This is a genomic window from Enterobacter sp. MG-EB028 (assembly GCF_056673305.1).
In genome coordinates, this window is the sequence record NZ_CP195079.1 from 1,325,733 (window position 1) to 1,339,923 (window position 14,191).

Annotated in this window: 16 protein-coding genes; 10 read left to right on the plus strand and 6 right to left on the minus strand. The window is 53.7% G+C overall.

The window, feature by feature from the left end; genetic code table 11:
• Window positions 1-95: 95 nt before the first annotated feature.
• From ACR42C_RS06215 to ACR42C_RS06230, 4 genes are read left to right on the plus strand one after another with little or no spacing between them, the layout of a single operon-like run.
• On the plus strand, window positions 96-671 hold the full coding sequence (locus ACR42C_RS06215; protein WP_479984902.1) for a TorD/DmsD family molecular chaperone: 576 nt from the start codon (window positions 96-98) through the stop codon (window positions 669-671).
• Complete coding sequence (locus tag ACR42C_RS06220) at window positions 668-2,944, plus strand: molybdopterin-dependent oxidoreductase (protein WP_479984903.1); 2,277 nt, start codon at window positions 668-670, stop codon at window positions 2,942-2,944. Before ACR42C_RS06215 ends, ACR42C_RS06220 begins: the two co-directional genes overlap by 4 nt.
• A complete protein-coding gene (locus tag ACR42C_RS06225; RefSeq protein ID WP_479984904.1) occupies window positions 2,941-3,498 on the plus strand; it encodes a 4Fe-4S dicluster domain-containing protein in 558 nt (185 codons plus the stop codon). Before ACR42C_RS06220 ends, ACR42C_RS06225 begins: the two co-directional genes overlap by 4 nt.
• The gene (locus tag ACR42C_RS06230) at window positions 3,498-4,265 is read left to right on the plus strand and encodes a dimethyl sulfoxide reductase anchor subunit family protein (RefSeq protein ID WP_163330476.1); all 768 of its coding nucleotides are present in this window, start codon (window positions 3,498-3,500) and stop codon (window positions 4,263-4,265) included. Before ACR42C_RS06225 ends, ACR42C_RS06230 begins: the two co-directional genes overlap by 1 nt.
• A gap of 39 nt (window positions 4,266-4,304) precedes the next feature.
• Here ACR42C_RS06230 and uspG read toward each other — a convergent pair whose 3' ends face one another.
• Window positions 4,305-4,733 carry a universal stress protein UspG gene (gene uspG / locus ACR42C_RS06235; RefSeq protein ID WP_316380499.1) on the minus strand — a complete coding sequence of 143 codons (429 nt, stop codon included), beginning with the start codon at window positions 4,731-4,733 and terminating at the stop codon, window positions 4,305-4,307.
• A 181-nt stretch (window positions 4,734-4,914) separates the two neighbouring features.
• Between uspG and ACR42C_RS06240 the strand changes: the two genes are divergently transcribed.
• Window positions 4,915-6,153, plus strand: a complete 1,239-nt coding sequence (locus ACR42C_RS06240) for a zinc-dependent alcohol dehydrogenase (RefSeq protein WP_479984905.1) — start codon at window positions 4,915-4,917, stop codon at window positions 6,151-6,153.
• 123 nt (window positions 6,154-6,276) lie between these two features.
• Here ACR42C_RS06240 and rnk read toward each other — a convergent pair whose 3' ends face one another.
• On the minus strand, window positions 6,277-6,687 hold the full coding sequence (rnk, locus tag ACR42C_RS06245; RefSeq protein ID WP_061098890.1) for a nucleoside diphosphate kinase regulator: 411 nt from the start codon (window positions 6,685-6,687) through the stop codon (window positions 6,277-6,279).
• 246 nt (window positions 6,688-6,933) lie between these two features.
• On the opposite strand from rnk, the gene ACR42C_RS06250 reads away from it, so the two are divergent.
• Complete coding sequence (locus tag ACR42C_RS06250) at window positions 6,934-7,551, plus strand: flavin reductase family protein (protein WP_479984906.1); 618 nt, start codon at window positions 6,934-6,936, stop codon at window positions 7,549-7,551.
• Here the strand turns inward: ACR42C_RS06250 and rna are convergent.
• Both rna and dcuC read right to left on the minus strand, forming a co-directional pair.
• Entirely contained in the window at window positions 7,545-8,354 is an 810-nt protein-coding gene (gene rna, locus ACR42C_RS06255) for a ribonuclease I (RefSeq protein WP_479984907.1), read from the minus strand. The two genes, ACR42C_RS06250 and rna, sit on opposite strands and share 7 nt — an antisense overlap.
• A 94-nt stretch (window positions 8,355-8,448) precedes the next feature.
• Window positions 8,449-9,816 (minus strand): anaerobic C4-dicarboxylate transporter DcuC, encoded by a 1,368-nt coding sequence (gene dcuC / locus ACR42C_RS06260; protein WP_163330473.1) that lies wholly within the window; start codon window positions 9,814-9,816, stop codon window positions 8,449-8,451.
• Between the two features lie 392 nt (window positions 9,817-10,208).
• On the opposite strand from dcuC, the gene pagP reads away from it, so the two are divergent.
• Complete coding sequence (pagP, locus tag ACR42C_RS06265) at window positions 10,209-10,826, plus strand: lipid IV(A) palmitoyltransferase PagP (protein WP_163330537.1); 618 nt, start codon at window positions 10,209-10,211, stop codon at window positions 10,824-10,826.
• A gap of 190 nt (window positions 10,827-11,016) precedes the next feature.
• The gene (gene cspE, locus ACR42C_RS06270; RefSeq protein ID WP_002439184.1) at window positions 11,017-11,226 is read left to right on the plus strand and encodes a transcription antiterminator/RNA stability regulator CspE; all 210 of its coding nucleotides are present in this window, start codon (window positions 11,017-11,019) and stop codon (window positions 11,224-11,226) included.
• A 219-nt stretch (window positions 11,227-11,445) separates the two neighbouring features.
• Here the strand turns inward: cspE and crcB are convergent, their stop codons facing one another.
• On the minus strand, window positions 11,446-11,829 hold the full coding sequence (gene crcB, locus ACR42C_RS06275) for a fluoride efflux transporter CrcB (protein ID WP_163330472.1): 384 nt from the start codon (window positions 11,827-11,829) through the stop codon (window positions 11,446-11,448).
• A gap of 67 nt (window positions 11,830-11,896) precedes the next feature.
• Here crcB and ACR42C_RS06280 point away from each other — a divergent pair, with 67 nt between their 5' ends.
• The gene (locus tag ACR42C_RS06280) at window positions 11,897-12,685 is read left to right on the plus strand and encodes a deaminated glutathione amidase (RefSeq protein ID WP_320720490.1); all 789 of its coding nucleotides are present in this window, start codon (window positions 11,897-11,899) and stop codon (window positions 12,683-12,685) included.
• A 125-nt stretch (window positions 12,686-12,810) separates the two neighbouring features.
• A complete protein-coding gene (gene tatE, locus ACR42C_RS06285) occupies window positions 12,811-13,011 on the plus strand; it encodes a twin-arginine translocase subunit TatE (RefSeq protein WP_014882988.1) in 201 nt (66 codons plus the stop codon).
• Between the two features lie 81 nt (window positions 13,012-13,092).
• Here tatE and lipA read toward each other — a convergent pair whose 3' ends face one another.
• A complete protein-coding gene (gene lipA, locus ACR42C_RS06290) occupies window positions 13,093-14,058 on the minus strand; it encodes a lipoyl synthase (protein ID WP_028012333.1) in 966 nt (321 codons plus the stop codon).
• Between the last annotated feature and the right edge of the window lie 133 nt (window positions 14,059-14,191).

Here is a 14,191-nt window from a genome sequence, read left to right on the forward strand (position 1 = left end):
ACTTCATGCGTTAATTACCTGCTTCGATCAAAGAAATTAATAAGTCTGCTGATAATATCTCGTCGTTTTCCCGTCGATAAATATTTATATTTAACATGAATGATAAAGATATATTCACCTCTTCAATATATGAGGCGTTAACCTCTTTTGAAATAAAGGGGCTAACGTTTCGCGATTTTTTTAACGCGGCGGATACAACATCGCGATGCGCCTCGTTACACCTTTTATTTCCGGAGAGTCGAGCCTGGCAGCAGGATGAGGCGTTAGAGGTTGAGTATGACTTCAACGCTCTGTTTGTCGGCCCTGCGACGCTGCTGGCACCGCCTTATGCCTCGGTGTATCTGGATGAGGAACCGCTGCTGATGGGGGCCACTACGCTGAGCGTGCGCGAATTCCTGCAAAGCATGGGGCTGTTCGTGACGGAGGAGAATAGCGTTCCCGACGATCACATCAGCTATGAAATGGAGCTGGCGGTGATGCTCTCTGCGCATGCCAGACATTCGCCGCAATATCACGATGCACTTACCCGCTTTATACGCGGCCATCTCGAATTATGGCTCCCTGCATTTATCACAAAAATAAATGATTGTGCAAAAACATCCGCAATGAAATGTCTCGCGTCGCAACTGACTAATTGGTTTGATGAATTAAAAACGAGAGTAATATTATGAGTATTGATAAAGGGCAGCTAAACCGACGCTCCTTTTTAAAAGGACTGATTGCGCTGGGTACCGTCGCCGCATTACCCGGCGGATTATTATCATCCCGATGTGCCATGGCACAGCCTCCCATTCCATTTAACCCGAAAACCTACAAAATTTTCCGTAACGCTTGCCCGCGTAACTGCTACGACACCTGCAGCTTAAAAACCTGGGTCAAAGATGACGTTATCACCTTTGTCGACGGGGCGAGCGAGTCCACGTTTACGCACGGCGCGCCGTGTGTGAAAGGGCTGACCTACCCACGCCGGGTCTACTCCCCGGATCGTATTAAATACCCGATGATTCAGGATGGTCGCGGCAGCGGTAAATGGCGTCGCATCTCCTGGGATGAAGCCATGCAGCGCATTGCCAGCAAAATGCTGGAGATTAAAAAGAAAGACGGCTCTATGCTCGGCCTGGCGCTGTCGAAATACTCCGGCAACCTGGGCGTGATGAGCTATGCCGTGGAAGGAATGATGTCTTCTCTCGGTTACACCACGCGGTTTGCCGGCACGCCATGCTGGCCGGCAGGGATCGATGCTCAGCACTACGACATGGGCGACATGTGGTGTAACGACCCGGAAGATCTGGTTAAAGCAAAATACATCATTATCTGGGGCGCAAACCCGGCGTGGTGCTCCATGCACACCATGAAGTACATCTATCAGGCGCGTGAGAAAGGAGCGAAAGTGGTGGTCATTGATCCGCTGTTCTCGCAAACCGCCGCGAAAGCCGATCTGTATCTGCGCGTGCGTCCAGGCTCAGACGGTGCGCTGGCGCTGGGGATGGGGCGCCATCTGCTGGATATAGGCCGCGTCGACCATGAGTTTGTGAATAACTTCGCGCACGGTTTCCCGGAGTTCGAGCAGTATCTGCGCAGCAATATCACCGTTGAGTGGGCGTCTGAAATCTGTGGCCTGTCGGCAGACGTAATTCGCCAGCTGGCGGAAGAGTTCACCGCGGTAAAACCTGCCACCGTCTGGATCGGCTACGGGATGCAGCGCCACGTCAACGGCGGGGCAAACGTGCGCGCCATTGACGCCTTCGTTGCCATGACCGGCAACATCGGTGTGGAAGGCGGCGGTGCCCGCTACGGCCATCTGCAGACCTGGGGCTACAACTACCATGCGATGACGCAGAAGCCACCGGTCGGGTCTGTTGGCATGGTGGGCGAAAGCGGCCCGGTAGGCGAGTTCGTCAGCGACAGTGGCGAGAAGAGCCACTACTCCGACCGCGCGCTGAACCTGAACCAGACCGCGCAGAGCATTCTTGATGCCAACGATCCGCCCATTCGTATGCTCTGGGTGGCGTGTAAGAACCCGTTTGCCCAGGACTTTGACCGCAACAAAATGGAAAAAGCCTTCAGCAAGCTGGAGATGGTGGTCTGCGTCGATCAGTTCTTCAACGAGACGGTGCAGCATGCCGATATCGTGCTGCCGGTGACCACGACCTTTGAGCACTGGAACCTGTCGTCGTCTTACTGGCATTACTGGCTGTCGGTGAATGAACCGGCCATTAAGCCGATGTACGAATGCAAGAGCGATCTGGATATTGCCGTGCTGCTCTCGCGTACCATCAACAAAATGGAGCCGGGCTCCTGTACCTTCCCGCAGGACATTGACCAGAAAAAATGGCTCGATCTGGAGTTCAATGAGGGCATGGCGAAACAGTTCGGCATCCGCTCCTGGGACGATCTGCTGGATGGGCCGGTGAAAGCCAAAATGGTCAGCTCTGCCGCCTGGCACGACCGCAAGTTTAAAACGCCATCGGGCAAGTATGAGTTCCTCTCTGAGCTGTGTGAAAAGAACGGCCATAAAGCGCTGCCGGAGTATATGCCAGCCGCAGAGGGCAAGCTGCCGTTCCATCTCTTCACCCCGCACTTGCAGTACGGCCTCCACTCTCAGTTCGTCAACCTCGACTGGATGCAGGTCTTCTGGCCGGAGCCGTTTGTCTATATCCATCCTGCCGCTGCGCAGAAGAAGGGCATTCGCGAGCTGGCAAAAGTCCGCGTGTTTAACGACGTGGGCGAAGTGGAGCTGCGGGCGAAGATCACCACCAACGTGCCGGAAGATTTCCTGGTGATGTATGAGTCCTGGTTTAACAAGCTTAAGTACAACGTGCAGAACGTCGTGAAAGATACGCCAGCCGATATGGGCAAAATGGCAACCGGTGCGCCTGGCGCGGCGATCCACAGCCAGTTTGTCGACATTGCCCTTATCGCGAATGAAGGAGCAGACGCATGAGACGCGCATTTTTAGTAAACAGTGATAAATGTATTGGCTGCCGCGGATGCGCCATGGCCTGCAAGAGTTTTAACCAGCTTGAGCCGGATCGTTTCTGGCGCTATGTCTATCCGCTGGATAAAGAAATTTATCCGCATGAGGAGCGTGCGTTTTTCTCGCTGGCCTGTAACCACTGTGAAAACCCGGCCTGTCTGGCGGCGTGTCCGGTGGAAGCCTACACCAAACGTGATGACGGCGTGGTGGTGCATAACCCTGAACGCTGCATCGGCTGTAAAAACTGCATCCGTAACTGCCCGTACGGCGCCCCGCGCTTCAATGAGGAGACGCAAAAGGCTGAGAAGTGCAGCATGTGCTATGAACGTCTGGATATCGGAATGACCCCGGCCTGCGTTAACGCGTGCCCGGTCGGTGCGCTGACGATTATCGATCTGGATGCCGATCCGCTGCCGAACAATGCCGTGCAGTATCCGCCTGGCTTCCCGAAGATGCCTCAGCTTAATCCGGGTACGCGCTTCATTCTGGCCCGTCAGCCAAAACAGCCGGGGGATAAATAATGGAAAAGTATGAATTACCGCTCGTTATCTTTACCGTGCTGAGCCAGATGTCCGTCGGGATGACGCTGCTCCTGACCTGGCGCACGCTGCGTGGCGAAGTCATTGGCAACCGGATGCACTGGCTTATTACCGGGCTGATTCTGGGCGTGGCCTCCGTCGCCGCGGTGCTGCATCTGGCGCACCCGGAACACGCTTACAATGCGCTCATTAACCTGAAGCATGCCTGGCTGAGCCGCGAAATTCTGGGCGCGACCCTCTACGGCGCCATGATTGGGCTGGCCTTCCTGAGTAAGGGGAACAAAGGCGCGGCGTTGCTGGCGTCCCTGTTCGGGATCCTGCTGGTGGTGGTGCAGGGGATGACCTACGCGGCACCGGCGATGCAGGCTATTGCCAACGGCATCACCATGATGCTGTTCTTTGCGACGGTCTGGGTGATGGGCTGTGCCGCAACGCCGCTGCTCGGGCTGAAAGCATCAAACGCCGCGCTGCGCCAGGGGATTATCGCTCTGATGGCGTTGCTGATTGCCGCGCCAGTGATGTGGCTCAGCGGTGGCACTATCATGAAGATGACCGCTCACGCCTGGCTAAGCTCGCCGCTCTATCTGGGCAGCCTGCTGTGCTGCGTCGTGGGAGGCGTGTTGTCGATGAAGCGCCAGCCGATGCAGAAAGCGGTGTTTGCGCTCCTGCTGGTTGGCGTGGTGCTCAGCCGTCTGACCTTCTTCGGCGATACCGTCAGCACCATCGTCAATATTGGTCACCTGTACTGATAAACAAAACCCCGCGAAAGCGGGGTTTTTTGTTGGTATTTACCGGACCACCATCACCGGAATGTGGGTATGGCGGATCACGCTGGAGGCGTTCGACCCCAGCAGGTGAGTGGTAATGGAAGGATTACGTGAACCGATCACCACCACGTCTGCATCCAGCTCCGCGGCCAGCTCATTGACGGCATCGCGCACGCTACCGAACCGGACGTGGGTTTTGATGCGGGAAGGGTCGATGCTGAAATGCCCGACCATGGTCTGCAGGCGCGTCTCGGCTTCGCGCTGTAAATGCTCCTCAAAGCGACGCACGTCGGCGGCAAAGCGGTGCAGACTCAGGCTGGCAGAGCCAGGTAAGACATGTAAAAGATGAATAATTCCGTCCTGCTGCGCGAGAAATTCCGCGTGGCGCACAGCCTTGTCGCTCAGTTCCATTTCGAAAACATCAACCGGCATAATGATTGTCTTATACATAACCGTTTCTCCTTGTTTATAAACGCTGGATACATTCAACCACAAAATATGAATGGTTTCTGTAAGCGCTTCGGCACTTTTCCTCTCTCGCCAGGATAAATCTCAAAAGGCGCGTATTTCCCGGCAGACATTCAGAGGTAGCTACCCTTTATAAACTTACCTGAAACCTTCCGGAGGTTGCATGAAAGCACTCACGTATCACGGTCCGCACCATGTTCGCGTCGAGAATGTCCCCGATCCCATCATTGAACAGCCCGACGATATCATCCTGCGCGTCACGGCCACGGCGATTTGCGGCTCCGACCTGCATCTCTATCGCGGAAAGATCCCAAAGGTGCAGCACGGCGACATTTTTGGACATGAATTTATGGGCGAGATCGTCGAGTGCGGTCGGGAGGTGAAGGATCTGCAAAAAGGCGATCGCGTGGTGATCCCCTTTGTCATCGCCTGTGGTGACTGCTTCTTTTGCCGTCTGCAGCAGTACGCGGCCTGTGAGAATACCAATGCCGGGCAGGGCGCCGCGCTGAACAAAAAGCAAATTCCCGCGCCGGCAGCGCTGTTTGGCTATAGCCATCTCTACGGCGGCGTGCCGGGAGGACAGGCGGAATATGTGCGTGTGCCGAAAGGCAACGTCGGACCGTTTAAGGTGCCGCAGCTGCTCTCCGATGATAAGGCCCTCTTCCTGTCTGATATTTTACCCACCGCCTGGCAGGCGGCAAAAAATGCGCAAGTTGAAAAAGGCTCCAGCGTCGCCATTTTTGGTGCCGGTCCGGTGGGGTTATTGACTATAGCCTGCGCGCGGCTGCTAGGGGCTGAGCAGATCTTTGTTATCGACCATCACCCCTACAGGCTGCGGTTTGCCGAGGCGCGTTACGGCGCCATCCCCATCAACTTCGATGATAATAACGACGCGGCGGAAAAGATCATTGAGCAAACCGCCGGGCAGCGGGGCGTCGATGCCGTCATTGATGCCGTCGGGTTCGAAGCCAAAGGCAGCACAACGGAGACGATCCTCAGCAACCTTAAAATCGAGGGCAGCAGCGGCAAAGCGCTGCGCCAGTGTATCGCTGCCGTCCGGCGCGGCGGGGTAGTCAGCGTACCCGGCGTGTATGCCGGGTTTATTCATGGCTTCCTGTTTGGGGATGCCTTCGATAAGGGGCTGACGTTTAAGATGGGCCAGACGCACGTCCACGCCTGGCTGGGAGAGCTGTTACCGCTGATCGAAAAAGGGCTGCTGACGCCGGAAGAGATTGTGACCCATTATCTCCCCCTGGCGGATGCGGAGCGTGCCTATAAGATTTTTGAAAAACGGGAGGAGGAGTGCCGGAAGGTGATTCTGGTGCCCGGCGCAGAAACGCCTGAGGCCGCCGAGCAAAAAGTGAAGGGCCTGGTGAATGCGTTCCCGGGCGGCGTCGTGTGAGGTCACTCGCCAGTGGCGTTCAGGATACTGTCCCGGGTTGTAGCACAATCGGGTGAAGATGTTCGGAAAGAGGATGCAGGCGCATCCTCTGTGCAACGCGGGTCGCGTTTGTTCAGAATGACATTAACGCAGGTAATCGCCCGCAGCTTCTGGCTGGTAGAGCAGCTCCAGCACTTCCAGATGGGTGGAGGCACCGCCCGGCAATTCCCAGTGGATAGTATCGCCCGTGCGCAGCCCCAGCAGCGCGGCTCCCACTGGAGCAAGAACCGAAAGCTGCGCGCTGCTGTCGGTCATCTGAGCCGGGTAAACCAGCGTGCGGGTCAGCTCTTCACCGGTGGTGAGGTTGCGGAATTTCACCTGGCTGTTCATGGTGACCACGTCATGCGGCATGGACTCTGGCGTGCACATCTGCGCGCGGTCGAGCTCCTCATTCAGGGCGTCGGCCACCGGAAGTGAGGCGAATTCTGCTTTTTCCAGCAGTCTGTCGATACGTTCTGCGTCGAGCTCGTTGATGATAATTGTAGGTCTGGACATTTTTTACTCCATGTCGTTAATGCTGCGTCTAACGCAGAAACCAATCCAAAAGAAAACCCTCGCCGTCTGGCAGCGAGGGTTTTACTCTCCCGATGATACTGGCTGAACGGGCAAGTTTGAAGTGATGAAAGTCACATTCATGGGCCATATGAATTTTTGCTGAAATTTATTCAGTCTTCATTCCTGACGGATTGCGTTACGCTGTGTGTCCTGAACCAGGGCGTTGCCCGCCAACGAGAGAGAACTATGTACTTCTACCAACCGTCTCAGGGTCACGGCCTGCCGCACGATCCGCTGAACGCCATTATTGGTCCACGTCCGATCGGCTGGATCTCCTCATGCGATAAGGCCGGGCAGCAGAACCTCGCGCCGTATAGCTTCTTTAACTGCTTTAACTATCGCCCACCGATCATCGGCTTTTCCAGCAACGGCTGGAAAGACAGCGTGCGTAATATTGCTGAAACAAAGGAGTTTGTCTGGAACCTGGCGACGCGCGATCTCGCTGAAGCGATGAATCTAACCTCCGCCACGCTTCCTCACGACCGGGATGAATTCGCCTTTTCGGGATTAACGCCTGCCGCAAGCCAGCTGGTGAGCGCTCCCCGTGTGGCGGAAAGCCCGGTCAATTTTGAGTGCCGCCTGTCTCAGTGCATTCAGCTTACCGGCGCCGACGGTACGCCGGTGGATACCTGGCTGGTGCTGGGAGAAGTGGTCGGGATCCATATTGCCGAAACGCTGCTGGAAGAGGGGATATACCAGACGGCGAAAGCGCAGCCCATCCTGCGAGCGGGTGGGCCGACGGCTTACTATGGTATCAGTGACGAACACCGGTTCGACATGGTGCGCCCGACGGTGGGTCAGTAACCGGCTTTATCAATGACAAATTGTTTTCCGCAGTTGCCTGGATGCGGCTGCGGGGCAAAGGATGCCGCAGAAAGCGGGGCGTTAATGGTGTCTGCTTTCAGCGAAATCTGCATCTCGGTCAGATACGCAGGATTACCGTTGCAGGTCAGCTTGAAGGCTTTGATATTTTCCTTGCCCCAGGTTTTGGCAACGGCGCTGTCAAAATCACTGCGGCTGACGGTTTTACCGTAATTTTCCGCAAGGAAATGACCGACGGCGCTGTTTTTCATTTCCTGATTCATTCTCACCATGGTGCCGAAATAGGCGTCGGGATCAAAACCAAAGCAGACGCCATGTTTGGCATATTCGTACCGTTCCAGACAGGAGTTTCCACCCGCGCCCGGCATGACCTCGTTCAGCTTAGCCGCGCCGGAGAGCGACAACCCTGTTTCGGCGGCAGCACACTTGCGGCTGGCCTTCGCTTCCGGCATGTTCGGGATGGGACGCGTGGCGCAGCCAAATCGCATCCAACGACGTTCATCCACGCCGCGTGCAGCTATCGATTTTGGCAGGCCTGGCCATAATCCGTGAACGGTCAGAAAATCGGTTTTATTATCGCGCTCTTTTTGCAGACGACACTCATCCGGTTCATTGCGGTTACGCTCGACCATGCTTTGACAAAACCCCGTTTGCCAGGACAAAGCCAGCACATAGCGATCGAAATCGCCGTACTGCGTGGCCTTGAGGGGTTCGGCCTGTGCTGAGAAGAGACTGAGTGCAAGCGCTGCTGCGCCAGACGGGATAACGATATCCTTCCTGAACATGTGATTTCCTGATTGGTTGTGCGCAATTCATTTTTGTGGGTTATTAAAGCACAAAAAGCGCCCGCAGGCGCTTTTTGGCAATCAGGAATTTCACTTAGGCGGCGCCGGGAACCAGCACTTCGGTAGCAATAATGACGATGACCAGGCCAACCAGCACCGGTACTGACGTGCGTTTCACCACTTCAAACGGCGAGATTTTTGCCATCCCGGCAACCGCAACCACCACGCCTGAGACAGGCGAGATGGTACGACCCAGGTTTGAGGCCTGGAGCATGGGAATGGAAAGATAAGCCGGATTGATACCGGACGAGTGAGCCAGCTTAGGGATCATCTCAACGAAGGCGTAAAATGGCGCGTTACCCGAACCCGTGGTCATTGCCGCCAGCATGGTCAGCACCACCAGGACCAGCATCAGGATAATACTGGCTGAGCCAAACGAGGTGGCGATGGAGATCAGGCTCTGGATAAAGCCAATCGTGCTCAGGCCCTGGGCAAAGACGCCCGCCGCAACCAACAGCATCACCACGCCCGCGAAGGCATCCGCCATACCGCGGTATGCCACCTCAAGGCCGGAGAAGACTTTTTGCGTGTTGAAACCGCGTATGAACTCCAGCACAGCAGCCAGCAGCATGCAGATAACCAGAATAGTAATAATGTGCAGCTGTGGGCCCCATTTTCCGTCAAAAATGAGCACGCCGATAATCGGCGTGAACGGCAGAATGGCATAAAACGCAGGCGCGGTGGTGGTGATTTCGCTTACATCCATCATTTCATGGCTGATGTTCTCTTTCTTATCGAGATAGCGCTGCCAGAAGAAATGCGCGATACCCATTCCCACAATGGCGACAATCGAGATTGGCAGCGTGGTCTTAAAGGCGAAGTCGATAAGCGACATTTCGGCTGCTTTCGCCGCCAGCACCACGTCACCTGACGTAGGGGAGAGAATAATGGCCGCCGGGGAAGCGCAAATTGCCGCCGCCGCCCCGCGGCTGATGCCCACGTTCACCATCACCGGGAACAGCGTGGCCATTAACAGTACGCCAAGCCCGGTTGCCGATGAAACGGCCAGTGACATCAGGCAGGCGAGGAAATAGGCGGCAACCATCAGCAGATACGGCGAGTTAATGTACTGCAGGGGTTTCGAGGCAAGCTTCACAACCATGTCGTTCGCGCCGATATGGGTCATATAGGCTGCAAAACCGCACAGCATCATGATCATCATACCCAGATCGCCACCGCGGCTCATGAGCAGTATTTTAATATATTCAACAATATCTGTGGCGGTGTAACCCGTGCTGGCTGCGCTGGCAGGTAAAACCTGATGACCCATTACTGCGCTGATAATCAGCAGCGTTAACCCACCAACAAATAAAACGCCTGTGGCTGAGTATCCTTTGATGATGTAACGCGCTACACCCACAATGACGACGACCCCAATTAGGAGCTCGATAAACGTAAGCATGATTTCCCCTGTATCTTTATGCCCTGAGATATAAAAAATTAATATAAAAAGAAGGATGAAAATGTGCCGAATTAATGGCCTGTCCTTGCTGATTAAAATCAATAAACAGACGACTAACGAACAGCATAACAGCGTTTTTGCCGTGGCTCAGGCATTTATGTCATAAGGATCTTGACCGTCAAAGATAGCGTAACATGTCTATCTAATGATAACAAAATGTTAAGATTTTGTATGGTCTGGCCCGTTAATCCTGGGGACGGTTAACGGACAGTAGGCATACATAGTATGGGTTTATTCAGCGTGTGCAGAACTCCGCTTTAAGAATATTCCCGAAAAGGGGCCTGATATTTAAGAGTAGCGCTGATGCTGTTAAGGCTTGGTTCAATTATTTTATGGTAAACTTTGCCTCGAATATCAAGAATGGTAATTGCATTGTGAGTGTACGTAATACTTTTTTCTCTATTTTATTGTTTATTATTGGCCAGTTAACGTTTTCTTCTGTTGCACAGGCAGAGGACAACGCGACGGATAAAGGCTGGTTCTCTACTTTTACGGATAATGTATCGCAGACCTGGTCAGCACCTGAACATTATGATCTCTATGTTCCGGCAATAACGTGGCACGCGCGCTTTGCTTACGACAAGGAGAAAACGGATAAATACAACGAGCGTCCCTGGGGCGCGGGTTTTGGGCAATCGCGCTGGGATGAAAAAGGAAACTGGCATGGCATCTATCTGATGGCCTTCAAAGACTCCTTTAACAAGTGGGAACCGATTGGTGGCTACGGCTGGGAAAAAACCTGGCGTCCGTTAGCGGATGAGAACTTCCACGTTGGTCTGGGCTATACCGCCGGGGTGACCGCGCGCGACAACTGGAAGTATATTCCGATCCCTGTGTTGCTGCCTCTGGCCTCTGTTGGCTATGGCCCTGCAACGTTCCAGATGACCTACATTCCGGGGACATACAACAACGGTAACGTTTACTTCGCCTGGATGCGTTTTCAGTTTTAACTGACATAACGTTACATGGTGGTGAAAAAACGCGCAGTCGTTGATTCATAAGCGATAAAAATCTGCCAGTGAAAATTAACGCGACTTTAGTCACTTTTTGTCAAAGATCCGCTGGACAAAAGGTCCCACAATTGATGTACTGGTAACCGACACAGCATTTGTGTCGTTTTTTAATGTAAAGGTAATTTTGATGTCTAAGATTAAAGGTAACGTTAAGTGGTTTAATGAGTCCAAAGGATTCGGTTTCATTACTCCTGAAGATGGCAGCAAAGACGTGTTCGTACACTTCTCTGCAATCCAGTCTAATGGTTTCAAAACTCTGGCTGAAGGTCAGCGTGTAGAGTTCGAAATCACTAACGGTGCCAAAGGCCCTTCTGCTGCTAACGTAATCGCTCTGTAATTCAGACGCGTCAGCAAGAATTTCAAAACCCGCTCATTGAGCGGGTTTTTTTCGTTATGAATCAGCCAAGCAGGTACATTTTCAGGAAGCTGGCCACGATCAGTACGCTCAACAACACCATGCCTGCGCTCATCAGACTCTGTTTCATTCTGTCACCCTCGTTCAGTATTGCCTCCAGAGTGACAGAGAAAAATTAAGCCAACATTAACGCTCCGGCAGTTAATGCGTGCTGACAGAGGAAAATAACCAAAATGCGATCCCGGTCATCGCGAAGGATCCGATCATGTTGATGGCGATATTCACCAGCGCCCAGCCGATACGACCTTCCTGAAAGAGAAAAACCGTTTCCGCAGAAAAGGTTGAAAAGGTGGTCAAACCGCCGCAGAAGCCGGTGGTAATCAAGACTTTCCACATGGGATCGATGTGCGTCATCCGGTTAAACCAGGCCAGGCCCATACCAATGATAAAAGCACCAATCAGGTTGGCGGCCAGCGTCCCCATTGGAATCGCCTGATGCAGCGGATTAAAACGCATACTCAGGAACCACCTCGCAACGCTCCCTGTGCCTCCACCAATAAAAACAGCTAAAAGGAGTTGTAACACGCTAAATACCTGCTATTTGATGTGTAAGAGTAGCGAGTTTAACGCTGTTTATGATGAGGGGACAAATATGTATGTTGCGGTAGGGCAGTTTGCAGTCACGCCTGACTGGCGGGTTAACGCAGTGCAGTGCGTTAACCTGATGATGCAGGCCCGACGGAAAGGGGCGTCGCTGCTGGTACTTCCTGAGGCGCTATTGGCAAGGGATGATAATGACCCTGATTTGTCCGTGAAGTCCGCGCAATCCCTTGACGGCGAATTTTTACAGCAGCTGCTTGCCCAGAGCGTGGGCAGTAAGATGACCACCATCTTAACCGTGCACGTTCCCTCAACGCCGGGTCGCGCAGTAAATACGCTCGTGGTTATCCGTGACGGTGCAATTGTTGCGCGCTATGCCAAGCTTCATCTCTATGATGCGTTCAGCATTCAGGAATCGCGACGCGTTGATCCGGGAGATGTTGTCCCACCGCTCATTGATATCGACGGGTTTAAGGTGGGGTTGATGACCTGTTATGACCTGCGTTTCCCGGAGCTGGCCCTGCATCTGGCGTTGCAAGGGGCGGACGTGCTGGTATTGCCTGCCGCATGGGTTAAGGGGCCGCTAAAAGAGCAGCACTGGGCAACGCTGCTTGCGGCACGTGCGCTGGACACGACCTGCTATGTCGTTGCCTCCGGAGAGTGCGGCAATAAAAACATTGGACAGAGCAGGGTGGTTGATCCGCTGGGCGTCACGATTGCCGCCGCAGCGGAAGCGCCCGTTCTGCTGATGGCGGAGATAATTTTAGAAAGAATTGCGCTTGCGCGTCAGCAATTACCTGTTCTTCGCAACCGACGCTTTGCGCCACCGCAATTATTGTGATGTTTTTTTCAACAATGCTTGATTCACCTTGTTACAGATTGCTATTGTGTGCACGCGCCAAATGACCGTTAATACAATCGGGTTTTGGCGCTGAATGCAGCCTGTTTTATGTAAAGAAGGTATCTATGGGTGAGATTAGTATTACCAAACTGCTGGTGGTTGCCGCACTGGTCGTCCTGCTGTTTGGTACCAAGAAGTTACGCACGCTGGGTGGTGACCTGGGGGCTGCCATCAAAGGCTTCAAGAAAGCGATGAACGACGATGACGCAGCCGCGAAGAAAAGCGCTGAGGACATCCCGGCAGAGAAGCTTTCCCACAAAGAGTAACGGCAGTGCCTGAGGGCTTGCGAAAAAAAACCGGCTCATGAGGCCGGTTTTTTTGCATTACTGTAAATGAATATTACGGTGTTATTTGACTTCTTCACCCTTCGCCTGCATGTCCGCGTGGTAAGAAGAACGAACAAACGGACCGCACGCTGCGTGGGTAAAGCCCATCGCCAGCGCTTCGGCTTTCATCTCGTCAAACTCATCCGGGCTGACGTAGCGCTGAACCGGCAGGTGGTGACGGCTTGGCTGCAGATACTGACCGAGCGTCAACATGGTCACACCGTGGCGGCGCAGATCGCGCATAACGTCGATGATTTCGTCATTGGTTTCGCCAAGGCCGACCATCAGACCTGACTTGGTTGGAATATGCGGATGCGCTTCTTTAAAGCGCTCCAGCAGCTTCAGAGACCAGTTATAGTCTGCGCCTGGACGCACCTGACGATAAAGACGCGGAACGTTCTCCAGGTTGTGGTTAAACACATCTGGCGGCGTTGCGGTCAGGATGTCCAGCGCGCGATCCATACGGCCGCGGAAGTCGGGAACCAGCGTCTCGATTTTGATATTTGGGCTTTTTTCGCGAATGGCAGTAATGCAGTCGGCGAAGTGCTGAGCACCCCCATCACGCAGATCGTCACGGTCAACGGACGTGATAACCACATAACGCAGCGCCATGTCGGCGATGGTTTGCGCCAGTTTTTGCGGTTCGTTGGCATCGGGGGCCACCGGGCGGCCATGAGCTACGTCGCAGAATGGGCAGCGGCGGGTACAGATGGCACCCAGAATCATAAACGTCGCGGTGCCGTGATTGAAACATTCAGCAAGGTTCGGGCAAGAGGCTTCTTCACAAACTGAGTGAAGGCCGTTCTTACGCATCGCCGCTTTGATCCCCTGGATACGCGAAGAGTCGGCCGGAAGTTTGATTTTCATCCATTCCGGTTTTCTTAACAGCGCCTCGCGCTCTGTAGCCACGTTTTTAACCGGGATAAGGGCCATTTTATCGGCATCGCGGTATTTAACACCGCGTTCCATCACAATGGGTTTACTCATAGCGTGCGTGTTCCAGTTGCGAATATCGAAGGAAAGCGTTTCAATTCAAGGGAATGTTGTATTTATCAACTATTTTTGAACGAACGACAGGCAGTATATCATTGAAAGGGGCTTTAAAGCAGCCTGTCAGGTC

Bases quoted from the DNA above. Each gene is read 5' to 3' on its own strand.
- rna (WP_479984907.1), bottom strand. From the start codon at position 8,354: ATGTTCAGGAAGGATATCGTTATCCCGTCTGGCGCAGCAGCGCTTGCA.
- tatE (WP_014882988.1), top strand. From the start codon at position 12,811: ATGGGTGAGATTAGTATTACCAAACTGCTGGTGGTTGCCGCACTGGTC.
- ACR42C_RS06225 (WP_479984904.1), top strand. From the start codon at position 2,941: ATGAGACGCGCATTTTTAGTAAACAGTGATAAATGTATTGGCTGCCGC.
- lipA (WP_028012333.1), bottom strand. From the start codon at position 14,058: ATGAGTAAACCCATTGTGATGGAACGCGGTGTTAAATACCGCGATGCC.
- ACR42C_RS06215 (WP_479984902.1), top strand. From the start codon at position 96: ATGAATGATAAAGATATATTCACCTCTTCAATATATGAGGCGTTAACC.
- ACR42C_RS06240 (WP_479984905.1), top strand. From the start codon at position 4,915: ATGAAAGCACTCACGTATCACGGTCCGCACCATGTTCGCGTCGAGAAT.
- pagP (WP_163330537.1), top strand. From the start codon at position 10,209: ATGGTAAACTTTGCCTCGAATATCAAGAATGGTAATTGCATTGTGAGT.
- uspG (WP_316380499.1), bottom strand. From the start codon at position 4,733: ATGTATAAGACAATCATTATGCCGGTTGATGTTTTCGAAATGGAACTG.
- ACR42C_RS06250 (WP_479984906.1), top strand. From the start codon at position 6,934: ATGTACTTCTACCAACCGTCTCAGGGTCACGGCCTGCCGCACGATCCG.
- ACR42C_RS06280 (WP_320720490.1), top strand. From the start codon at position 11,897: ATGTATGTTGCGGTAGGGCAGTTTGCAGTCACGCCTGACTGGCGGGTT.
- cspE (WP_002439184.1), top strand. From the start codon at position 11,017: ATGTCTAAGATTAAAGGTAACGTTAAGTGGTTTAATGAGTCCAAAGGA.
- rnk (WP_061098890.1), bottom strand. From the start codon at position 6,687: ATGTCCAGACCTACAATTATCATCAACGAGCTCGACGCAGAACGTATC.
- ACR42C_RS06230 (WP_163330476.1), top strand. From the start codon at position 3,498: ATGGAAAAGTATGAATTACCGCTCGTTATCTTTACCGTGCTGAGCCAG.
- dcuC (WP_163330473.1), bottom strand. From the start codon at position 9,816: ATGCTTACGTTTATCGAGCTCCTAATTGGGGTCGTCGTCATTGTGGGT.
- ACR42C_RS06220 (WP_479984903.1), top strand. From the start codon at position 668: ATGAGTATTGATAAAGGGCAGCTAAACCGACGCTCCTTTTTAAAAGGA.